Below are 22,840 nucleotides of genomic sequence, written 5' to 3' on the forward strand. Positions count from 1 at the left end.
GCAACTACCGGGGATCCGCGCCATGACTACCTTCTATTGCCGCAGCGCATTCATCTCCGACGTGCACCTGGGCACGCCCGACTGCAAGGCCGCTTATCTGCTCGATTTCCTGCGCCAGCTGCGCTGCGAAAAGCTCTATCTGGTCGGCGACATCATCGATATGGAGGCGCTGGCGAAACGGCGCTGGTGGCATGCCGGACATAGCGCCGTGATCGACGAGATTTTCGCGCTTGCACGATGCGGGGTCGAGGTAGTCTATATCCCCGGCAATCACGATGCTCCCATGCGCGGCCTGCATGGCCAGAACTTCGGCGGCGTGCGGATCGCACTGGATGCCGTGCATGTCGGCGCCGATGGCCGTCGCTATCGGGTCAGCCACGGCGACGAATTCGATCCCGAGCACGTCGGCCGACGCTGGATGCTGCAGTTCGGCGAAGCGATGCATCGCTTCATCTGCTGGAGCAATCGCCGCCTGCATGCGATGCGGCAACGACTGGAACTGCCCTATTTGCCGCTGTCGATCATCGTCAAATCGCATATAGGCAAGGCGCTGGCGTACATCCGTGCCTATGAAGCGCGCGTAGCCGCCGATGCGCGCGAGTGCGGTTTCGATGGCCATATCTGCGGACATATCCACTTCGGTCATGTGCGCGAACTGGACGGCGTGCTCTATCTCAACGACGGCGACTGGGTGGAGCACTGCACGGCGCTGATCGAGGATCACACCGGCGCGATGGAACTGATTCACTGGAGCGAGCAGCTCACTGCGCTGGGTCGCGCCAGCCGCGAACTGGTATGGCCGTCATCCGCCGCCGCCCTGGCCCTGGCGCCGCTTGGAGCCTGCGCGAGAGGCCTGGGCGAGCTGCACCGCGCCGCCTGAGCCCGCGGCCTTGAAGGCCGGGCGAGATCACCGCATATCGGGGCGGCGTATCATTGTCTTCTTTGCCGGAGTCTCCCATGTCCCTCGACACCACCACCCGCGAACGTATCGAAACCCTGCTCAAGGACCACCGCGTGGTGCTGTTCATGAAAGGCAATCGCCAGCAGCCCATGTGCGGCTTCTCCGCCGCAGCCACCAACACGCTCAACGAGCTGCTGCCCGAATACCACACGGTCAACGTGCTGGACGACCCGGAGATCCGCGAAGGCATCAAGGCCTACGGCGAATGGCCGACGATCCCGCAGCTGTACGTTGAAGGCGAGCTTGTCGGTGGCGCCGACATCATCCGCCAGATGTATGGCAGCGGCGAACTGCACACGCTGTTCGGCGCGACCGCACCGGACCGCACGCCGCCGCAAATCACCATCACCGACGCGGCCGCCGAGGCGATCCGCCAGGGCACCGCGAATGCGCAAGGGGTGGCCCTGCACCTGGAGATCGGCCCCGATCACAGCGCCGGCTTTCAGCTGGCCCCGGCTGGCGAGCACGACATCGTGGCGCACGCCAATGGCCTGGACGTCCATTTCGATCCAGCCAGTGCCCAGCGCGCCAAGGGCATCGTGATCGACTGGGTCTCCACCGTGCAGGGCGAAGGACTGAGCCTGAAGTTTCCCGGCGCGCAGGAGATCAGATCGCTCAGCGTGCAGGAGCTGCAAGCGCGGCTTGCCGCGAACGACATCACCCTGATCGACGTGCGCCCCGCCCATGGTCGCGCCCAGGCCGCGCCGCTGGCGCAGGCGCGCGTGCTGGAAGATGAGGGTTACGAAAGCCTCGCCGGCCTGCCAAAAGACACCCCGCTCGCGTTCATCTGCCATCACGGCGTATCCAGCCGCGCCATGGCCGAACGCTTCGCCGCCCACGGCTTCAGCAACCTGCACAACGTGGAAGGCGGCATGGACGCTTGGGCGCGCGAAATGGACCCTGGCGTACCGCGCTATTGATCGGCCCTTCGCCACAACATTCAAGACGCCCGCTTTACGGGCGTTTTTTTATGGTCGCCGCGCGCGCGGCGTTCACGGAACATTAATAATAAAATAGCGATGTCGATTTTTCTTACGTAATCACGTAATTTTTTTCGGCATACGCTGGTGAAAATTCTCATGTACAGCAAATTCTTTCGCCAAATCTCGCAGACGCCGACCGTGAAATGCGTAATTCACAATTTATTGCGTTAAAGCAAAAGTTACGCCACCCAGCTCATAAGCGTTTTATTGCTGATTTCATAACTATTGCGTAACGTTTTTGAGCGTCGTAACTTGTCCGGACGAAGATTGACGATCCCCTTCGTGCGTTGCCGTGCTAACGGGCAGACCAAAACGTTGGCCCGAGGTGCGGGCGCGGAGCTGAAATATCCACGTCCACGGATAAACAGACGTCTTCGGAAACAAGCGAATAAATCAGTTTGCAGCCTTTTCATTTGCTGCGTATTTGGGGAGGTGCCGTGCACGCGGCACCCAACCACTCAACGGAGGGTGAGTTAATGAAGTCCACTTTACAAAAACCTGTCTCCAGCAAGGCACTGGGGCGTCGTACGACGATGGCATTTGCCATTGCCATTGGATTCGGCATGACCGGAGCGGTCTACGCTCAGGCCACTACTGGCAGCATCTTCGGACAGGCAAAGGCCGGTGATTCCGTGCTGGTCAAGAGCACCTCCGGCGTCAGCCGTCAGGTCGAGGTGGATTCGACCGGTCACTACACAGTGAACTCGCTCCCCCTAGGCGACTACACCGTGACTCTGCAGCAGGGCGGTCAGACCGTCGATTCGCGCTCGAACGTCACCCTGCGTGTGGGTTCTGGTACCGAGGTTTCCTTCGGTGCCCAGAACGCCCAGAACTTGTCCGCGGTGACGGTGCAGGCTAATGCTCTACCGACCATCGACGTCAGTGCGGTCGATTCCCGTACGGTTATCACGTCTGAACAGCTGGCGAAGCTGCCGATTGCCCGCAGTGCGGAAGCGATTGCATTGCTGGCACCGGGTGTGGTTTCGGGCTCGGGCCTGTTCACCAATGCCAAGGGTCAGGCAGTGATTTCGTTTGGCGGCTCCTCAGTAACGGAGAATGCCTATTACCTCAATGGGTTCAACACCACCGATCCGATCAGCGGGTTCGGCGGTCTGACACTGCCCTACGGCGCCATTGACCAGCAGGAAATTCTGACCGGCGGTTACGATGCAGCCTACGGTCGTTCCGATGGCGGTGTGATCAGTCAAATCGGTAAGCGCGGTACCAACGAATGGCATTTCGGTGCCGCTATTCAGTGGACCCCGACCGACCTGCAGAGTGACCCGCGCAACTTCTACTACGTGAACTCACGTGCCGACTTGAATCCGGACAAGGCAGGTTCCCAGGGCAAGCTCCGTCAGTACCGTAAGGACAACAAGTCGTGGACGACCACGGTCGATGCTTACGTCGGCGGCCCGTTGATCAAAGACAAGCTGTTCCTTTTCGCTGCGGTTGAGGCGGAACGCGTGGAAGGCCATGGCGGCTTCAATTCCCCACTTGGCGGTGTGGCTACCACGAACAAGGACACCCATGCGCGCTATGACAACCCGAAGTGGTACGGCAAGCTGGACTGGAACATCACCGACAGCAATATCCTCGAGCTGACCGGCGCCTCCGATAAATCGTCATTTCAGGGCAAGATCAACTCATGGAGTCCGGTCACACACCAGGACACCGGTTTCAACAGCTATGCCACCTCGACCAAGGTCGCTCAAGACCTGTTTTCGGGTAAGTTCACGAGCTACATCACTGATGACCTGACCCTGACGGCCATGTACGGCAAGATGACGGGTACGTTGTACAGCAACACGCCGGGTTACGATCCGACCAATCCGTACCTATTCACGCCCGAAAATCAAGATCCGGCGATCGTTGGCGGGACGCCCATCCGGAACAATCAGACCGTCATCCAGATCGCCGATCCGAAACACCAGACGCACACGACTAACCTGCGAATCGATCTGAGCTACAAGCTGGGCGATCACACCATCACCGGTGGTATTGACAACCAGAATGTGGCGGATACGGACGACGGCGTGGTAATGGGCGGTCCGGGCTACGCTTGGGAATATGACAAGGGTTCAGCCAATACCTACATCATCGGTGGCCCGTCCACTGGTGCCGATTGGCAGTTGAGTCCTTGGGTGCAGGCGCCGGGCCCCGCCTCGAACGGCCGTTACGTGGCACGCTATATCCAGAGTGCCAGCGCGTCGGTGCGCGTCAATCAGCACGCGCAGTACATCCAGGACACGTGGCAGATCAACGATCGCTGGGTGGTCAAGGCCGGCCTGCGCAACGACCAATTCACCAACTACAATGGCGTCGGTGTGCCTTACCTGCGTCTGACCAGTCCGCAGTGGGCACCACGCGTCGGCTTTAGCTGGGATGTCAATGGCGACTCCAGCTTCAAGGTCTACGGCAATGCCGGTCGCTACTATCTGGCAATGCCCGCTAGCGTAGCCCAGCGTTCGGCGGGTGCTTCGCTATATACCCGCGAGTATTTCACCTACACCGGCGTCGATGCTAATGGCGCCCCGACCGGCCTGACACCGATCCAGACCAGTACGGGTGGCCCGATTTCGGCCAACCTGGAATACGGCATCCCGCGCGACCCGAAGACGGCGGCGGTGACCAATCTGAAATCTGAGTACCAAGACGAATATATCCTCGGTTTCGACAAGAAACTGGGCGATTCGTGGGTATACGGTGCCAAGGCCACCTACCGCAACTTGCGTAACGCAATCGATGACATCGGCGACTCCCCGTCCATCGCCGCCAAAATGGCGGCCATGGGCATCGACCCTGCCACCATCGGGACGATCCAGGGCAGTTACCTGATCAACCCGGGTGCCACCAACATCTTCGAGATTCCGAAGATCGGTGGGGGTTATTACAGCGTGGCCATGGATTGGAAGAATGACTTCCATTTCAATACCACGCTGAAGCGCAAGTACTATGGTCTGGACTTGTACTTGGAGCATCCGTTCGACGGCAAGTGGTTCGGCAAGATCGACTATTTGTACTCGAAGAGCTACGGTAACAGCGAAGGTCAGGTGCGTTCGGACATCGGCCAGACCGACGTGTCGGCTACGGTGGATTGGGATTACGCTGCGGTGATGGATTATGCCAATGGCGATCTGAGCAATGATCGCCGGCATCAGCTCAAGGCCTTCGGTTCGTATCAGCTGACTCCGGAATGGATGGTGTCAGGCAATCTGGCAGTATTGTCCGGTTCGCCACGCACCTGTCTGGGTGCTTACGGCGCCGATCAGACCTATCCGGGCCTGGGCTATGGTGACTATCACCACTTCTGCAATGGTTCGCCATGGTCGCCGGGTAAGACGCACAATCCTTGGACCTACACGCTCAGCCTGGGTGGCGAATACCGTCCGGAATGGGCCGATAAAAAGTTGGCCTTCAATGTGTTCGTCTATAACGTGCTCAATCAGCAGAAGACCACGCAGACCTACGCCATTTACGGCAACTCCTCGGTGAATCCGGACACGGGCGTCGTCGACGGCCTGAACGTCAGCTACCTGCGTCCGTACACCGCACAGTCGCCGCGTTATGTGCGTTTCGGCGTTACGTACGACTTTTGAGGCCAACCTGGATCAGGCTTGCCTGATTCGTGAGTTGCAAGGATGAAGAATAGCCCCCGCATTGCGGGGGCTATTTTTTTGTCACTTTTAGCCACATGCACCGCGCGCGTGCCATGACGCTGGCTCGGCATCCCCTCCTAGATTGCTCTGTTCTCGTGCAAGGTCAATCCGTCTCGATCTCGCCCTCAAACCGCAGGTGCTTCACGCTGCGGCCATTGCGCCGCACCAGCTTCAGCGCTTCGATGCCGATCTTGATATGTGCCTCGACAAACTGCGACGTGATATTGCGGTCGCTGAGCTCGGTCTTCACGCCTTCCGGAATCATCGGCTGATCGGACACCAGCAGCAGTGCGCCGCAGGGGATCCGGTTGGCGAAACCGGCGGCGAAGATGGTGGCGGTTTCCATGTCCACCGCCATGCAGCGGGTACGTCGTAAATAGTCCTTGAACGTATCGTCGTGTTCCCACACGCGACGATTGGTGGTGTACACGGTGCCGGTCCAGTAATCGTGGCCGAGGTCGCGAATCATGGTGGAGACAGCGCGCTGCAACTGGAATGCCGGCAGCGCCGGCACTTCCGGCGGCAGGTAATCGTTGCTGGTACCTTCACCGCGGATCGCCGCGATCGGCAGCACCAGATCGCCGAGCTGGTTTTTCTTCTTGACACCACCACACTTGCCCAGAAACAACGCGGCCTTTGGTTCGATCGCACCGAGCAGGTCCATGACGGTGGCTGCATTGGGGCTGCCCATGCCGAAATTGATCAGGGTGATGCCGTCGGCGGTGGCGTTCGGCATCGGGCGGTCGCGGCCCTGAACCTCTACCCCGTGCCACTGCGCGAACAGCTCCACGTAATGACCGAAGTTGGTCAGCAGAATGTGTTCGCCGAACTGCTCCAGCGGCGTGCCGGTGTACCGCGGCAGCCAGTTGGAGACGATTTCCTGTTTGCTTTTCATCAGAGTCTTGCCCGAATTGCGTTACCGGCGACGCCACGCCGGCGAAATGCCAGATAAGTCATGTCATCTTAGGTGGCAGACACGGCGGCCCGCCAGCGCCGCGCTTGATAGCGGTCTCCACAGCTGCCCCTCCAGCGAGCGCCGCCATCGCCATCCGCATGCTATGTTTCGCCTGCCATTCATGACGGGGATCACGTGATGCGGATGGGCCTGGCAATCGATGCAGCTTGCGATCTTCCGCAGGCATTCCTGCAGCAACACGCCATCGCGGTAATGCCGATCACCGTGCGAGTCGACGGCGAAGTGTTCATGGACGATCGCAAGCCGGCGGAGATCCAGCGCTTCATCGATCGCCGACTCGGCAGCCGCAGTCACTCGGCGGAAACCGAACCGTGCCCGGTGGAAGAGATACAGAAGCTGTTCCTGGAAAAGCTGGTACTGGAACAGGATTGCGTGTTCTGCCTGACCATCACCGCCACCCGCAGCCCGATCAACGAACACGTCAACCGTGCCAGCTTCGCGATCCTCAAGAACTATCGCCAGGTGCGCGAGCAGGCCGGTATCCCTGGCCCGTTCATGATGCGGGTCGTCGATACCCGCAACATCTTTGCCGGCGCGGCGCCCGCCATCTACGAGGCAGCCCGCCTGATTGCGGCGGACGAGACGCCGGCGGCGATCCGTGAGCGTCTCACGCATATCGCCAACAACTCCTACGGCTACATGTTGCCGCGCGACCTGTATTACCTGCGTGCCCGCGCCAAGAAGAAGAACGATCGCAGCGTCAGCCTGTTCAGCGCCATGCTGGGTTCGGCGCTGGACATCAAGCCGTTGCTGCGCTGTTACCGCGGGGAAACCGGGCCGGTCGGCAAGGTGCGCGGCTTCGAGCAAGGCGCCGAATCCCTGTTCGGCTATGCCACGCAGCGGGTGCGCGCCGGCCTGCTGGTGCCGATGGTTTGCGTCAGTTACGGCGGCGATCTGGCCGTTCTGACGCACCTGCCTGGCTATGCCGAGTTGCGGGCGGCATGTGGGGAATGCGGCGTGGAGCTGATGGAAGCGCCGATGAGCATTACCGGCATGGTCAACGTGGGCGAGGGCGCAGTGACGCTTGGCTTCGCCGCCGAGGAACACGTCGCCGAATTCTGAAGGCGCCACCGTCGCATGCATCGCCTGCTCGCCCTGCTGCTTTTGCTTGTCGTCATCAGCGGGCCCGTCGCCGCCGGCACGGTCTACAAATGCCGCGGTGCGGATGGCCAGTTGAGCTATCAAGACGCGCCCTGCGCAAAGACGCAGCAGCAGCAAGCCCTGCAGTTGCCGGATGACCAGGCCGCTCCGTCGCCACCGGCCAACGCACCATCCGAACCGGCCGATACTCTTCCCGTGACCGGAGAAGCGCCCGTCTCGTCGCCAACGCCCGTCGTGCCGCTAACCCAGCTATACCGTTGCATGCACGCCGTCGACGGCAGCGCCTATGTCAGCAGCAACGGTCATCCGCAACCCTTTCTGGCACCGCTCGGCATGCTTGGTGCACTCCCCACATCGCTGTCGCAGGCATACGGGCAACCCGGGGGCGCCGGCATCTCGGCGCCGGAGGCAAACCGGGGGCGCGTCACGTCGGGCCTGGTCGCCAGCAACTATGTCTGGGTGCAGGATCTATGCCGGCCGCTGAGCGTGCCGGAGATCTGCCACGCGTTGCGCGACGAACTGGAGCAGAACACCCGCAAGCTGCAGCGCGCATTCAAGAGCGATCGCCCACCACTGCAGCGTCGCGACGACGAATTGCGGGCGCAACTGGCGAATTGCTGAGATCGCTCAGAAACCGTAATTGAGAAAGCCGCCGTCCACCGCCAGCACCTGGCCGGTGATGTAGCTGGCCGCCGGCAGGCACAGAAACGCGATCGCCGCGGCCACTTCCTCGGGCTCGCCGATACGCTTGAGCGGGGTACGCTCGAGCACTTCGTCCAGGTAGTCGGCGTCCGCCAGCGCCGGCTCCGAGCGCTGGGTGCGGATGTACCACGGCGCCACCGCATTGACGCGAATGCCGTCCACCGCCCACTCCGCCGCGAGGTTGCGGGTTAGCTGGTGCAGTGCTGCCTTGCTCATGCCGTACGGCGAGCCGGTGCGCACATGCGTGATGGCCGATACCGAGCCCACATTGACGATCGCCGCGTTCGCATGCTGCACCAGTTGAGGGTGCGCCAGCCGGCACATCTCGAACGCGGAAAACAGATTCTGCTCGAAGATCGCGCGGACCTCGTTGGTGTTGTAGTCCAGCGTGGCCATGGGCTGGTTGCCACCTGCGTTGTTGATCAGCAGCGACACCGGCGCACCCAGATCGGCGATCCAGTCGAACACGGCCAGGCGCTCCTCCGCCTCGGCCAGATCCGCGCCGAATGCCAGCACCTCGACATCGGAGAACTCATCGGCCAAGTCCACCCGTACCTGTTCGAGGTGGTCCTCATCGCGTGCCACCAGCAACAGGTCGGCACCCAGGCCGGCCAGTTCGCGCGCAGTAGCGTAGCCAATGCCCTTGCTGGCACCGGTGATCAGGGCGGTATGGCCTTGCAGCTGCCAGGCATCAATGCGGCTGTTCATGGGCGCAGCTTAAAGCGTCGTTCCAGCCACGCCTAGTTCGCCGCACAAAATGCCGATGGGTTGCTTGCCTGCAGGCGTGCATGGCAGGACACTCGGCGTTTCACACTCCGCGCGGGAACCGCCATGAAGTCACTGTCGCTGCTGCTCTGCGCACTTGCCCTCGGCGCCTGCTCCGGCAAGCCGCCAGAGCCGAAGGCCAAACCCGCTGATGTGGCCACTCCGTTCGATGCCCTGAAGGCGAACGAACAACGCGCCAAGGACGTGCAGAAAGTCGTCGACAAGCAGGCCGACGATCAACGCAAGCAGATCGAGGCGCAAGAGCAGTAACCGAGGCTCCGTCATGCGCTTGGGTCAGAGCCTCGAAACGCCGCTTCAGTCTTTGCCTAACGCGGGCTGCACAGGCAATCGGCATAGATGTTAGGCGTACCGGCCTTCGCGTTGCGCAGCAGCTGCAATTCGGGCGCCAGCGCGGGCAGCCGGGCGACCCAGTTCGGCAGACGAATGCCCCAGGACTGCAGCACGTGCACGCTGGCGCTCTGGCTGAGGCCGCTCAGGAAGCGTTCGAAGCCGCCCTGCGGGGTCTCCACATAACGCACCGGATAACCCTTGCCCAGTTTGGCCAGGCTTGCCGCATCGGCCACGGCAACGTCGAGGCCACCAAGCTGATCGACAAGGCCGCGTTCGAGCGCCTGCTGCCCCGTCCACACGCGGCCCTGCGCAATCGCGTCGATCGACTCGTAACTCTTGCCACGCGCCTTGGCCACGTTACCGACGAAGTCGTGATAGCCCTTGTTGATGATCGCCTGGATCACCGCGCCGACCTTCGGATCCAGCGGACGGGTGATGTCGAACGCCCCGGCCATCGGCCCCGTGCCGACGCCATCGCTCTGGATGCCGAGCTTGGCCAGCGTGCTGGGCACCGTGTAGTACATGCCGAAGATGCCGATCGAGCCGGTGATGGTGTTCGGCTCGGCAAAGATCCGGTTCGCGTTCATCGAGATCCAGTAGCCGCCGCTGGCCGCCACGTTGCCCATCGACACCACCACCGGAATGCCGGCGGTACGGGTCAGCTCGATCTCGCGGCGGATCTGCTCGGCCGCATACACTTCGCCACCGGGCGAGTTGACCCGCAGCACCAGCGCCTTGGTCTTGCGATCCTCGCGCGCCTCGCGGATCAACGCCGCGGTGGATTCACCGCCGATCGAACCGGGCGACTGCTTGCCGCCACTGATCTCGCCCTCGGCCACCACCACCGCCACGCCGGGCGCGAACAGGTCGCCATCACCCGACATGCTGGCGGCATACCGGCCCAGATCGACCTGGCGGAAACTGTGGCCCTTGCGGTCGGCCGGCACCCCTTCCTTGCGCATCATCGTGATCAGCTCGTCGCGGGTGGCCAGGCCGTCGACGAGGTGCTGGTTCAATGCCAGTTGCGCCAGGTCACCGCCGGTGCTGGCGATATGCGCGGGCAGATTGTCGATGTCGTCGCGCAGCACGGCCGGATCGAGCTTGCGCAGTGCAGCCACTTCGGCGAGATAGCCGTCCCACAGGCCACCCATCCAGTAGCTGTCGGCTTCCTTCGATTCGGCTGATGCATGATCGAGAATGTACGGCTCGGCCGCGCTCTTGAACTCGCCGACGCGGAACAGGTGCACATCGACGCCGAGCTTGTCGAGCAAGTCCTTGTAGAACAGCCGGTAGTTGGCCAGCCCGGTAATCATCACCCCGCCCTGCGGATCCACCAGCAGGTGGTCGGCGTGCGCGGCGAGATAGTACTGGCCCTGATCCAGATTCACCGCCCATACGATCACCGGCTTGCCCACCGCACGGAAACGATCCAGTGCCGCACCGACCTCATGCAACGCGGCAAACCCGCCACCCTGCAATTCGTCAGGCAGCAGCAGGATGCGGGTGATGCGCTTGTCTTTCGCAGCCGCGTCGATCGCACCGACCAGGTCACGCAATTGCACCTGCCTGGGCGTCTCGCCGGATAACCCGGCCAGCGCCCGCTGCAGCGGCTCGATGCTGTATTGCTCGACCAGCTGGCCCTGCGGCTTGATCACCAGCACGCTGTCGTTCTGCAGCGTGCGCTGCATCCGGCTGCCGGCCACGCCGGCGGTCAGCAGCAGCAACAGCACGAACAGCACGCCGAAAAACACCAGGTTGATGATCAGCAACCTGACCACGTTGATGCCACGCCCGAGCGTGCACAGAAAAGCCCAGAAGCCGTTGCGGCGGGGCGGGAGTGGTGGCGTCATGCGTGTGATTCCGGAATCTCTTGGGTCAAGCCTAGCCGGTCAGGCTGGCGCGGTCATGGAAACGGGGCGCCAGCGCTGTTTCCATGCGCTGCGCCAGAAACGGATGAACAGCATCACCGCGGCCACCGACAGGCCGGCGATCAGGCCGATCCACATGCCGCGCGCACCCATGCCGTGGTGAAACGCCAGCCACCAGCCGACCGGCATGCCGATGACCCAGTACGCGAACAGGGTGATCGCCATCGGCACACGGGTGTCCTTGAGGCCGCGCAGCGCGCCGTTGGCGGCGACCTGGATGCCGTCGGAAAACTGGAACAGGCCGGCCAGCATGATCAGCTGCGCGGCCAGTGCGATCACCTTCGGATCGTGCGTGTACACCGCTGCGATGGCATGCGGCAGACCCAGCATCAAGCCGGCCGAGAACACCTGGGTTACCAGGGTCAGCCCGATTCCACAGAGGCCGGCATAGCGCACGCCGCGCTCGTCGCCGCGGCCCACCGCGTTGCCGACGCGCACGGTGATCGCCATCGCCAGACCGAGCGGGATCATGAAGAACAGCGATGCGATGTTGATCGCCACCTGATGGCTCGCGATCACGTCTTCGCCCAGCGTGGCGATGATCAGCGCGGTGGCCACGAACAAGCCGGCCTCGGCCAGCAAGGTCACCGCCATCGGCAGCCCGATGTGCATGAGTGCGCCGATCCGGCGCAGATCGGGCCATTCGAAGTGATCGAACAGGCCCAGCCCGCGATAGTTGCGCCGGCAGACCACATACACGGCGAAGGCCAGCATCTCCAGCCACAGCACGATCGCGGTCGCCACGCCGCAGCCGTGCGCACCCTGCGGCGGAATGCCCAGCTTGCCGAACATCAGCACGTAGCCCAGCGGCACCAGCAGCACCAGCCCGCCGAGGCTGAAGTACATCGACGGCCGGGTCAGCGACAGGCCTTCGGATAAACCACGCAACGCGAAATAGCAGGTCAGTGCCGGCGCACCCCAGCTGATCGCCAGCAGGAAACGCTGCACGTCGTAGCGCAGGCTCGGCGTGACCCCGATCAGGTCGATCAGCGGCGCCGCATGGCGCACCGCAAACCACAACACCACTCCCATGCCCAGCGCCAGCCACAATGCCTGGCGAAACACCGCGCCAACCTCCAGCCGCCGACCGGCTCCATCGAGCTGCGCGACAGACGGCGGGACCGCCATCATCATGCCGATGCCGCTGACGATCGCCAGCGACCAGATGCTGGCGCCCACCGCCACCGCACCCAGCACGTGCGCGCTGACGTGGCCGGCCAGCACTGCATCGATCACATTGCTGCCGACCGCGGCCAGTTGCGCGCAAATCAGCGGCAACGCAAGGCGCACGGTGGCGCGCATCTCGTGCAGCAGATGTGCGCGCTCGGGACGGAAAGGCTTCATCGACACAGCAGACTCCAGGGCCGGCCATTCTACCTGAGCCATTCGTCACGCTCCGCTGCATGGAGCTCTGTGCGAAGATCGCCCGCTGCACCGGACGGGAACCGCGATGAAGCAGCTGACCAGCTACGAGGGATTGCACTGCGCCAATTGCGGCGCGTCGATGCAGGGCGAGTTCTGCCACGAGTGCGGCCAGTCGATCCACAGCGTGCTGCAGCCGATGCACCACATGCTCGAGGAAACCGTCGAAACGGTGCTGCACATCGATGGCCGCATCGTGCACACGCTGCCGCCGCTGCTGCTCAAGCCCGGCTTCCTCACCATGGAATATTTCAGCGGCCGGCGGGTGCGCTACATCGCGCCGTTCCGGCTGATGTTCGTGTTGTGCCTGCTGTCGTTCTTCGTGTTCCATCTGGCGGTCGACCACCAACTTACCGCCAAGGCCAGCGCGAGCAATCATCCGCTGGTGCACGTGAATAGCGGCGCGGTCGAAGATGCCGCCACCCCTGCCGACGTGCGCAAGGCGTTGCAGGACGAACTGAATGGCCTGCAAAGCGCCCGCGACACCGGCGTCCTGCCACAGGTCGCGCTGGACCAGACCCACATCGCCGCACGGGAATTGCGCCAGAAGGCCAACGAGCGTCTGATCGCGCTCGGTGCGGCGCCCATGCCGGCCGCCTCTCTCGCCGCACCACCGGCAGCCGCGACGGTAAACGTCACCGGCGACGCGAAGCCGCGAGGTGCTTTGCGCAAGGCGACCGAGGGTGAGTCGAAGCCCGTCCAAATCGCCTGGCTGCCGGACGTGGTCAATGCGCGCCTGACCGCGTTGGGCCAGCAGATGCACCGGAATTGGCGAGCCGTCAAGCACGGCGACCCAGTGGCCAGCGCCGAAGCGAAGCAGCGGATGATCAACGGGGTTTTCGGCGTTCTGCCGCCGATCATGTTCGTGATGATCCCGATGTTTGCGGTTCTGCTGAAGCTGTTCTATGTGTTTCGTCGGCGGCTGTACATGGAGCACCTGATCGTGGCCCTGCATAGCCATGCGTTCCTATTCCTCTGGCTGCTGCTGTGTACGTTGCTGGCCGCGTTTGCCAACTGGCTGGAGCCGCGCGCGTTGTGGACTACCTATCCGCTGAACTGGCTGGAACGGATTCTGGTGCTGTGGGCGCCGATCTATTTGCTGCTGATGCAGAAGCGTGTCTACCGGCAGGGCTGGCCGATGACCTTGCTGAAATTCTGGTTTGTCGGCTGGTGCTATTTCTGGTTGCTGGCAATCGCGCTCATGGTCGCGGCAGCCTTGGGCATGGCTCACTGACATCGGGTTTTGGCGGCTTCGGCGACGGGTTTTGCACAGCGTCATGAAGCTGTCAAGGCAATTGGCACCTGCTTGGCAATTATGTGAACTGCAACAGAGTGCAATTTGCAAGTTATTGTAGATAAATAGTTTTTTTCCGTGACCAAAACGTCGTCAAGCTGTCGTGAAGGGCGTCACAACGCGCTTTGAGGGACTCCTTCCCCGCTGCATCCACAGACTTATCCACAGCTCTTGTGGATAAGCGCAAAAACCTCCCGGGGATAGCCACTTACCCCCGATTTCTCGATAGTCGGGCAGCAAGTTCGCGCAACTCGTGACCCGGCGCCCTGCCCGACATCGCCGCTGCCGATGTGTGAGCCATTGCGGCGCAGTTACACTGGCCGGCCATGAGGTAATCCATGCCCGCCGTACTCCGTGTCGCCCTGCCGGTACCCCTGCCGACCCTGTTCGACTACCTGCCGCCCGCGGCCGGTGAGGCGTGCGTGGGCAGCCGGGTGCTGGTCCCGTTCGGCCGTGGCCGAATGGTCGGCGTGGTGGTGGCGATCGACGCCGAGGCAGCAGTCGGCAGCAGTCGGTTGAAACAGGTACTGCGGCTGCTCGACGACGTGGCGTTGCTCGATGCCGAACTGATGCACACCCTGGCCTGGGCCGCCGACTACTGGCTTGGCGGTCCGGGTGAGGCGTACGCCAATGCACTGCCGCTCACCCTACGCGAGGCGAAGCCGCTGCCTCCCATCGGCGACGAATACTGGTCGCTCACCCAAGCCGGCCACAGCGCCCACGATGCCGGCACCCGGCGCGGCGGCAGCAAGGTGCTGCTGGCGCTGCTCGTCGACCGCGCCTTGAGCGCACAGGAGCTGACCGAGCGTCTACCCGGCTGGCGCGAAGCGGGTCGTCGACTGGCCAGCGCCGGCCTGATCGAACGCAGCGAACGGCCGCCTCTCGATCGTCCGTTGCCCGCGTCGCTGGCGCCCCGGCTGAGCGACGAGCAACAGCAAGCCGTCGCCGCGGTCGGCGCCAGTCTCGGCCAGTACCAGCCGTTCCTGCTCGACGGCGTCACCGGCAGCGGCAAGACCGAGGTCTACCTGGCTCTGATCGAGCAGGTGCTGGCACAAGGCAAACAGGCGCTATTGCTGGTGCCGGAGATCGGCCTGGCACCGCAGACCGTGCGCCGCCTGCGCGAGCGGCTCGGAGTGATTGTCGAGGTGCTGCACTCGAACCTGTCTGAAGGCGACCGTGCCCGCGCGTGGCTACGTGCCCGCGCCGGCAGCGCGCGGGTGATCCTGGGCACCCGCTCGGCGGTGTTCACGCCGCTGCCGCAGGCCGGGCTGATCATCGTCGACGAGGAACACGACAGCGCCTACAAGCAGCAGGAAGGCTTCCGCTACCACGCCCGCGACCTGGCCGTGGTGCGTGCGCGCAGGCTCGGTGTGCCGGTGCTGCTGGGTTCGGGCACGCCGTCGCTGGAATCGCTGGCGAACGCCGAGGCCGGCCGCTACCGCACCCTGCACCTGCGTGCGCGCCCGGGTGCGATCCGGCCGCCGCAAGTGCAGATCATCGACATGCGCGCGCAACGGCTGGAGCACGGCATGTCGCCCGCGCTGCTGGCCGCAGTGGCGGACACGGTGGCGCGCGGCGAACAGGCGCTGGTGTTCCGCAATCGCCGCGGTTACGCGCCGGTGCTGCTGTGCCACGCCTGCGGCTGGCACGCCGGCTGCCCGCGCTGTGACCGACCGCTGACCCTGCACGCGGGCCGGCGCCAGCTGATCTGCCATCACTGCGATTATCGTCAGCGCCTGCCGGCCGCCTGTCCCAGTTGCGGCGCCGGCGACCTGAAGCCGCAGGGCCAGGGCACCGAGCGGCTGGAGGAAGCGCTGATCGCACAGTTTCCGCAGGTGCCGGTGCTGCGCGTCGACCGCGAAACCACCCGCCGTCGCGATGCGTTCGAGCAACTGCTGGCCACCCTGCATGACGACCAGCCGGCGATCCTGGTCGGCACCCAGATGCTGGCCAAGGGTCACGACCTGCCCAACCTCACCCTGGTCGCGATCGTCGGCGTGGACGAGGGCCTGCACAGCGTCGATTTCCGCGCCGGCGAACGGCTGGCCCAGCTGGTGGTACAGGTCGCCGGTCGCGCCGGCCGCGCGCGCAAGCCCGGCCGCGTGGTGCTGCAGACCCACCAGCCGGAACACCCGCTGCTGCGCTGCCTGCTGGCCCAGGGTTATGCGGCCGCCGCGCGCGAGCTGCTGGCCGAGCGCCGGCTGATCCAGCTACCGCCGTACAGCCACCAGATACTGCTGCGCGCCGACGCGCCGCAACGCGAGCAGGTCGATGCGTTCCTCGCCGCTGCGAATACCGCGTTGCCTCGCTCCGATCAATTTCAGATCGCCGGTCCGATGCCCGCACCGATGCCGCTGCGCGCCGGTCGTCATCGCGGCCAGCTGCTGCTGGAGGCGACCAGCCGCAGCACGCTGCACGGCATGCTGCGCTCATGGCAACTGGCACTGGCTGCGCTGCCGTCGGCGCGACGGGTGCGCTGGTCGCTGGATGTCGATCCGATCGATCTGTACTGACGCCGGTGGCAATGAACCTGGCCGCATCGAAAAATGATCAGCTCGCGTCGCGCCTCAGCGATCCGGGCTTCACCAGCCAGCGCACCGCCAGCACGCCCAGCTCGTAGAGCAGGCACATCGGGATGCCCAGCATCAGCATCGAGGTGATGTCCGGTGGCGTGATCACCGCGGCGATCGCGAAGGCGCCGACGACGGCGAACCGTCGGCCGCTGCGCAGCTTGTCGAGATCGACGATGCCGATCGCGGCCAGCACCACCACCGCCACCGGCACCTCGAAACACAGCCCGAACGCGAAGAACATCAGCATCACGAAATCGAGGTAGTGGGTGATGTCGGTCATCATCTCCACGCCCTGCGGCGTCACCGCAGTAAGGAAGCGGAACGCGGCCGGCAGTACCAGGAAATAGGCGAACGCGCAGCCGAGATAGAACAACCCCATGGCCGCGATCAGCAACGGACGCGCCAGGCGTTTCTCGTGCTTGTACAGGCCCGGGCTGACAAATGCCCACAGCTGATACAGGATTACCGGCATGCTGATGAACAGAGCCGTATAGAAGGCCAATTTCAACGGCGTGATGAACGGACTGGTGACCTCGGTGGCGATCAGGTGCGCACCTTGCGGCAGGCGTGCCACCAATGGCGCGGCCAGTTCGGAATACAGGCGGTTGGCGAACGGCACCAGCGCCAGCAATACCAGTACCACCGCCGCCACCGACTTGAGCAGGCGCGTGCGCAACTCCAGCAGATGCGAAAACAACCCCTGCTGCAAGGCGTCGCTGACGTCTTCGGATTCGGGCGCGCCGGATTCAGGCGTCGTCATGCGAACGCTTCCTGGTGGACTCGGACAGCGCCGGTGGCTCGCCCAACGGCAACTCCGCCTGCATGGTATCGGCCGGGTCGTCGCAGACCAGGGCCGGATCGGTGGATTCGGCGGCTCGCGCGGATTCCGGATGGGCCATCGTCACCGCCTCGGCAGCGACCCGCTCCAGCGGCTCGCGCACCTGCTGCAGACCTTCCTTCATTTCGTTCTGGGCTGCTTCCGCGCGGGCGGCGGCCTCGCGCGCGGTGCGTTTGATCTGTTCGATCTCCAGCTCGCGCTCGACCTCGGTGCGTACGTTGTCCCAGCCATTGCGTACACGCCGCAACAGCGCACCGGCCGTGCGGGCAGCGCCGGGCAGCTTCTCGGGGCCAAGCACGATCAACGCGATCAGGGCGAGCAGCACCAGTTTGCCGAGACTGATCTCGATCATCGCCGCGCTCCGCCCGCCGTACGCTTACTTGGTTTCGCTGGAGTCGCGCTGACTCTGCGTAGTGGCGCGATCAGCCGGCGGCGGATCGGCCCGCAGCTGCTCGGCCTCCTTGCGCCGGGCTTCCTCTTCCTTCTGCTTGGCCTCGTCGTCGCCGCTGAGGCTTTTCTTGAAGTCGCGGATCGCCGAACCCAGATCCGGCCCGAGGTTGCGGATCTTCTTGGTACCGAACACCAGCAGCACGATGACCAGCAGAATGGCCCAGTGCCAGAAACTGTCAAAACCCATAATCAACCTCTACCCGGATTCCAGCTGAATCAGCATGGCGCGGATCGCGCCGGCACTTCACGATAATTACCGCGAAGTGTACTCCTCAAGCCGGTCGCGAAATTCGACCACGGGCGTCGGCACGTTGCTCACGCCACCTTCAAAGATGCGGCGTGGCGTGATGCCGGCGCCATACACAGCCTCGTTGGCGTCGTAGTCGATGCGCAATGCCGCGCCATCGATCGCCACGCCGGCAAATAAGCCGCGCGTGCGTGAATAGGAGTAAATCTCGGCCTTCAGCTGACCGTCGGTGGCCGCCGAGGCGGTACGACCGACCGGGCCGGCCGCAGCGGACGCATCGGCACCGAGGGTGAACTTGCCGCGCACGATCGAATCCACGCCGCGCTGGGTGCGGAACACCAGCACCACGTCAGTGGACGACACGCCTGCCTGGAAACCCACGCTGCCGCCGGTCATGCTGATGAAGCTGGGGTTGGACCAAGTGCCGTCCGGGCTCTTGATCGAGATCAGGCCTTCGCCGCGACGACCGCCGAAGATGAAGCCGGCCTTGATCATGTCCGGAATCACCGCGATCGCCCTGGCATCACGCAGCAGATCGGTGGGGATCGCCTTGTCCGGCGCCTGCATGATGTCGCCCAGCACGCGCACCGCGTTCTTGGCGCGCACCAGCGGCGGATCCTCGGCGTGCACACTCATGGCCGGCAACAGCAGCGCCACACCGATCAGCAACAGACGACGCAGTGGTGTCTTGAACATGGACAGCTCCACTCAGGTTGGGGGATGCAGGGCCTGGCGACGCACGCGGCGGCGCACAACGCTTGTGGCAGACTTCACCGCTTGAGCTCAACCGCGATGCCGCCATGCCACGCAGTGATCACTATACCGGCCTCGCCGGCTATTCCCACGGACCATCCGTTCAGCCCGTTCAGGCAGCCGTGCTGCTGGTCAATCTGGGTACGCCGACCGCCCCCACGGCGAAGGCGGTGCGCCCGTACCTGGCCGAGTTTCTCGGTGATCGCCGGGTGATCGAATACCCACGCTGGCTGTGGTGGTTGATCCTGCACGGCGTGATCCTGCGCGTGCGTCCGCCACGCTCGGCCCGGGCCTATGCAAAAGTGTGGACCAGCCAGGGTTCGCCATTGCGTTTCGGCAGCGAGGCACTGGCCGAAGGGCTGCAGCGCGAGCTGGCCCGGCAGCGGCCCGGCGGACCGATCCGGGTGGCGCTGGCGATGCGCTATGGAAGCCCGTCGGTGGCAAGCACGATTGCCCAGCTGCAGCGTGACGGCGCGCGCCGGTTGCTGGTGCTGCCGCTGTATCCGCAATATTCGGCCACCTCCACTGGCTCGGTCATCGATGCGGTTGCCGATACGTTGAAGACACTGCGCTGGCCGCCGGAACTGCGCATCGTCAACGACTACCACGACGACCCAATGCACATCGAAGCGCTCGCCAGCAGCATCGAGCACTGGTGGCAGGCGAACGGTCGCGGCGACAAGCTGCTGCTGTCATTCCATGGCATACCCGAGCGCTACCTGCTGGCCGGCGACCCCTATTTTTGCCAGTGCCACGCCACCGCGCGCCTGCTGCGTGAACGGCTGGGGCTGAGCGAGGAGCAGATCGTCATCAGCTTCCAGTCGCGGGTGGGGCGCGAACGCTGGCTGCATCCGTATACCGATGCCACCGTGCGCAAGCTCGCCGCCGAGGGCGTGCAGCGGCTAGATGTCGCCTGCCCCGGTTTCGCGGTGGACTGCCTGGAGACGCTGGAGGAAATCGCGATGCAGAATCGGGCGTTCTTCATCGCCGGCGGTGGCGGCGAGCTGCGCTACATCCCCGCGTTGAACGACAGCGCCGGGCAGGTCGACAGCCTCGCCGCGCTGGTGTTGCGCCATACCCAGGGCTGGCCCGAATTCGCCGCCGATTACGATGCTGACGCCGCGCAACAACGCCAGGTCGACGCCCACCAACGCGCGCAGCAGCTACGTGCACGCGCCGACTGAGCGGCGCATCCAGCTGCCCCATCTGGCGCTGAGCGCGCTGACCTGGGGCGACGAGGACGCGCCAGCGCTGCTGGCGCTGCACGGCTGGCTCGACAACGCGGGCAGCTTCGCCCTGCTCGCGCCGCTGCTGGCCACGCGGTACCGTGTGATCGCGCTGGACCTGCCTGGCCATGGCCACGCCGATCATCTGCCGGCGGGCGCCAGCTACCACTACGTCGACTACGTGCGCGCGGTGCTCGCCGCCATCGATGCCTTGCAACTGGATCGCCTTGCCCTGCTCGGTCATTCGCTGGGCGCCGGCATCGCCGCGTTGACCGCTGCCGCCGCACCCGGACGGATCGCGCAATTGCTGCTGATCGAAGGCCTCGGCCCGCTCGGTGACGATGGCTCGCACACCCTGCAACGTTTTCGCGACGCGCTGGCTCCGCGCGATGGCGGCCGCAAACCACTGCGCGTGTTTCGCGATGTCGCGCAGGCCGTCAGCGCGCGCAGTATCGTCAGCGGGCTGCCGGCCGAATTGGCACGGCCCATCGTCGAGCGCGGGCTCATCGAAACCGAGGGTGGCTGGCGCTGGCGCAGCGATCCGCAATTGACCCGACCCAGCGCCACGCGGCTGGCCGAATCGCAGATCCACGCGTTGCTGCGCGGCATCGATGCGCCCACCGCGTTGCTGCTGGCGCAACCGGCCACCTCGTACCTGCCCAGCGCCCCGATGCAGGCGCGCGCCGCCTGCGTGGCGAATATCCGCGTCAGCCATCTCGACGGTGGCCACCACCTGCACCTGGAACATCCAGCCGCGGTGGCCGGGTGGATCCACCCGACCACCTGACGCGGGCGATCAGGGTTTCTTCAAGCCCAGCACGTCGAGCCCCTGGTCGAAGCGTATGTCGACCGGGATATGCGCCTGATCGAGCCGCTTGAGGTCGCCGGCCAGTTCGGCGTCGACCGCGCCCATCTGATCGGTGAGCTGCTTCGCGGCCTCGTAGTCGCCGTTCCCCTGGATGGTCAGCAACTTGGCCGACAAGGCATTCATCGCCGCGGTCATCTTGTCGAAGTCGACGCGGTAGCGGCCACTTTTTTCATCGCGGGTGAACGCGCCCTGCTGCTTGAAAAAATTGAAACGCACCATGTTCGCCTTGGCGTGCGTGTCGCTGGCGCCGAAGCGCACCGAGCGCAAAATGCCGGCGAGGAAGGTGACGTAGTTGTCGAGCAGCTTCGACTTGTCCAGCTCGCCCTTGTCGGCCAGCTTGGTGACCATGTACAGACCGAGGATGTCGGCCTTGCCTTCCTCGAAACTGGACGCCTGATCCTTCAGCGCCTTGCGCACCGTGTCCTTGCCGCCCAGTGTTTCCTTGATGCCCAGTCCGTGCGCCACTTCGTGGAACATGGTGTTCTGGAAGAACGCGTCGAAGGTGAGGTTCGCCTGCTGGTCCGGCGCGATCAGCTCCTTCGCGATCGGCAACATGATCTGCTCGAACTTCGCCTTCATCACGTTTTCCAGCTGCAGCCGGCGCGTGCCCTGCTTCAACTGCACCTGCTCGTCGTTCGGCAGGTTGATCGCGATGGTTTTGGCGCCGACATTGGCATCGCCGCCGTAGTAGATCGCGAAATAAGCGTCGAGGTCGGCATCGGAGCCGGGTTTTTCCGCCTTGTAGCGCTCGGGCACCGGCAGGCCGCGCTGCAGTTCGGGCAGGTATTGGGCGAAGCGCGCCAGCTTCTTGCTCCAAGCCTGGTCCTTGATCAGCACGTACGATTCGTAGCTGGCCTTGTAGCCGTACAGCTGGTCCTCGTAGGTCTCGATCGGGCCGATCACGATGTCGACCGGGTTCTTCTTCATCGCCATCCAGGCAAAATCGCTGGCCTGGTAGTCGTCGTTGAGCAGCGCATTGGCACGCAGCGTCAGGTATTTTTTGAAACCGGCATCCTGCGACAGTTTGGCGGCATCGCGCAGCAGGCCGGCGGCCTTCTGCAGCTCGGGCTTGTACGCCTCGTGGTACGGCACGCTGATCATCTGGCCCTGCGCGTCACGGCGCAGCAAGGTGTACAGCGAGGTCTTGTCCTTCAGCGCGGACTTCTCGAACTCGGCCTTGCTCATGTCGGCCGGATAGAACTGGGCGCCGGCCGGGCGCGCGCCAATGCCATCGACGAACGGCCGGTCGTTGTCCAGCCGGTCCCACGGGCCGTAGTTGAGCTCGGCGAATTCGCGCGCGGCCGGGTCGCCGATCTTCTGCAGCAGCGCGTCCTTGTCGCCCCACGCCTGCTGCCAGTAGATCGCGTTCATGCTGTCGGCCGCCTCGACCAGCAGCGCAATCATCTTCTTCTGCTTCGTGTCGAAGGCGGACAGGTCTGCCGCGAGTTTCACCGTGGCGTAGTCGGCCACGTGCTGCTTCACCGCGGCACTGGTGTTGCCGTCGACCGGCGCCGCCACGCTGGCTGCCGTGGCGGGCGCCGTGCCGGTCGGTGCCGGCGCCAGCTCTTCCTTCGATACGGGCGCCATCGGTGCGGCGTCATGGCTGGAGGAGCAACCGGCCAGCGCCAGCAGCAGGCACAAGGGAAGCAGACGTCGGTACATGGCAGTTCCTTGACGAAGGGATCGCCCATGGTATCGCGCCGCGCGTCACACCGGTTTCCCGTGACGCCGGCACTTACCGCA

At 64.1% G+C, this 22,840-nt stretch carries 18 protein-coding genes and 1 pseudogene; 10 read left to right on the forward strand and 9 right to left on the reverse strand.

Annotated elements, in window-relative coordinates:
* Window positions 1-22: 22 nt before the first annotated feature.
* From EAH75_RS11910 to EAH75_RS11920, 3 genes are all read left to right on the forward strand, one after another.
* Window positions 23-880 (forward strand): UDP-2,3-diacylglucosamine diphosphatase, encoded by an 858-nt coding sequence (locus EAH75_RS11910; RefSeq protein WP_140649040.1) that lies wholly within the window; start codon window positions 23-25, stop codon window positions 878-880.
* A gap of 77 nt (window positions 881-957) precedes the next feature.
* On the forward strand, window positions 958-1,881 hold the full coding sequence (grxD, locus tag EAH75_RS11915) for a Grx4 family monothiol glutaredoxin (protein WP_140649036.1): 924 nt from the start codon (window positions 958-960) through the stop codon (window positions 1,879-1,881).
* 539 nt (window positions 1,882-2,420) lie between these two features.
* Window positions 2,421-5,543 (forward strand): TonB-dependent receptor, encoded by a 3,123-nt coding sequence (locus tag EAH75_RS11920; RefSeq protein WP_140649034.1) that lies wholly within the window; start codon window positions 2,421-2,423, stop codon window positions 5,541-5,543.
* 163 nt (window positions 5,544-5,706) lie between these two features.
* On the opposite strand, the gene EAH75_RS11925 is transcribed toward EAH75_RS11920, so the two are convergent.
* Entirely contained in the window at window positions 5,707-6,498 is a 792-nt protein-coding gene (locus tag EAH75_RS11925) for an AMP nucleosidase (protein ID WP_140805554.1), read from the reverse strand.
* Between the two features lie 198 nt (window positions 6,499-6,696).
* Here EAH75_RS11925 and EAH75_RS11930 point away from each other — a divergent pair, with 198 nt between their 5' ends.
* Together EAH75_RS11930 and EAH75_RS11935 are read left to right on the forward strand one after the other, a co-directional pair.
* Entirely contained in the window at window positions 6,697-7,641 is a 945-nt protein-coding gene (locus tag EAH75_RS11930; RefSeq protein ID WP_193557768.1) for a DegV family protein, read from the forward strand.
* 15 nt (window positions 7,642-7,656) lie between these two features.
* Entirely contained in the window at window positions 7,657-8,301 is a 645-nt protein-coding gene (locus tag EAH75_RS11935) for a DUF4124 domain-containing protein (protein WP_140649029.1), read from the forward strand.
* 6 nt (window positions 8,302-8,307) lie between these two features.
* Here EAH75_RS11935 and EAH75_RS11940 read toward each other — a convergent pair whose 3' ends face one another.
* Entirely contained in the window at window positions 8,308-9,090 is a 783-nt protein-coding gene (locus tag EAH75_RS11940) for an SDR family oxidoreductase (RefSeq protein ID WP_140649027.1), read from the reverse strand.
* Between the two features lie 123 nt (window positions 9,091-9,213).
* Here EAH75_RS11940 and EAH75_RS11945 point away from each other — a divergent pair, with 123 nt between their 5' ends.
* Entirely contained in the window at window positions 9,214-9,417 is a 204-nt protein-coding gene (locus tag EAH75_RS11945; protein ID WP_140649025.1) for a hypothetical protein, read from the forward strand.
* Between the two features lie 56 nt (window positions 9,418-9,473).
* On the opposite strand, the gene sppA is transcribed toward EAH75_RS11945, so the two are convergent.
* Window positions 9,474-11,348 carry a signal peptide peptidase SppA gene (sppA, locus tag EAH75_RS11950; protein WP_140649023.1) on the reverse strand — a complete coding sequence of 625 codons (1,875 nt, stop codon included), beginning with the start codon at window positions 11,346-11,348 and terminating at the stop codon, window positions 9,474-9,476.
* A gap of 39 nt (window positions 11,349-11,387) precedes the next feature.
* Entirely contained in the window at window positions 11,388-12,770 is a 1,383-nt protein-coding gene (locus EAH75_RS11955) for an MATE family efflux transporter (protein WP_140649021.1), read from the reverse strand.
* Window positions 12,771-12,876: 106 nt separating this feature from the next.
* Here EAH75_RS11955 and EAH75_RS11960 point away from each other — a divergent pair, with 106 nt between their 5' ends.
* A complete protein-coding gene (locus tag EAH75_RS11960; RefSeq protein ID WP_140649019.1) occupies window positions 12,877-14,082 on the forward strand; it encodes a DUF3667 domain-containing protein in 1,206 nt (401 codons plus the stop codon).
* Window positions 14,083-14,480: 398 nt separating this feature from the next.
* Window positions 14,481-16,655, forward strand: a complete 2,175-nt coding sequence (locus EAH75_RS11965) for a primosomal protein N' (RefSeq protein ID WP_140649017.1) — start codon at window positions 14,481-14,483, stop codon at window positions 16,653-16,655.
* 37 nt (window positions 16,656-16,692) lie between these two features.
* Here EAH75_RS11965 and tatC read toward each other — a convergent pair whose 3' ends face one another.
* The 4 genes and pseudogenes from tatC to EAH75_RS11985 all read right to left on the reverse strand — a co-directional run.
* On the reverse strand, window positions 16,693-17,475 hold the full coding sequence (gene tatC / locus EAH75_RS11970; RefSeq protein ID WP_140649015.1) for a twin-arginine translocase subunit TatC: 783 nt from the start codon (window positions 17,473-17,475) through the stop codon (window positions 16,693-16,695).
* Window positions 17,462-17,905, reverse strand: a complete 444-nt coding sequence (gene tatB, locus EAH75_RS11975; protein WP_140649013.1) for a Sec-independent protein translocase protein TatB — start codon at window positions 17,903-17,905, stop codon at window positions 17,462-17,464. The genes tatC and tatB overlap by 14 nt, the downstream gene beginning before the upstream one ends.
* A 24-nt stretch (window positions 17,906-17,929) precedes the next feature.
* Window positions 17,930-18,190, reverse strand: a complete 261-nt coding sequence (locus tag EAH75_RS11980; protein WP_140649011.1) for a Sec-independent protein translocase subunit TatA — start codon at window positions 18,188-18,190, stop codon at window positions 17,930-17,932.
* Window positions 18,191-18,259: 69 nt separating this feature from the next.
* Window positions 18,260-18,886: pseudogene (locus EAH75_RS11985) on the reverse strand (lipid-binding SYLF domain-containing protein); the annotation flags it as partial.
* A 164-nt stretch (window positions 18,887-19,050) separates the two neighbouring features.
* On the opposite strand from EAH75_RS11985, the gene hemH reads away from it, so the two are divergent.
* Complete coding sequence (gene hemH, locus EAH75_RS11990) at window positions 19,051-20,187, forward strand: ferrochelatase (protein WP_140805556.1); 1,137 nt, start codon at window positions 19,051-19,053, stop codon at window positions 20,185-20,187.
* Entirely contained in the window at window positions 20,171-21,016 is an 846-nt protein-coding gene (locus tag EAH75_RS11995) for an alpha/beta fold hydrolase (RefSeq protein ID WP_140805558.1), read from the forward strand. The genes hemH and EAH75_RS11995 overlap by 17 nt, the downstream gene beginning before the upstream one ends.
* A 9-nt stretch (window positions 21,017-21,025) precedes the next feature.
* Here EAH75_RS11995 and EAH75_RS12000 read toward each other — a convergent pair whose 3' ends face one another.
* Window positions 21,026-22,759 (reverse strand): dipeptidyl-peptidase 3 family protein, encoded by a 1,734-nt coding sequence (locus tag EAH75_RS12000; RefSeq protein WP_140805560.1) that lies wholly within the window; start codon window positions 22,757-22,759, stop codon window positions 21,026-21,028.
* Between the last annotated feature and the right edge of the window lie 81 nt (window positions 22,760-22,840).

It is taken from the genome of Rhodanobacter glycinis, assembly GCF_006438785.1.
Taxonomy (GTDB): Bacteria; Pseudomonadota; Gammaproteobacteria; order Xanthomonadales; family Rhodanobacteraceae; genus Rhodanobacter; species Rhodanobacter glycinis_A.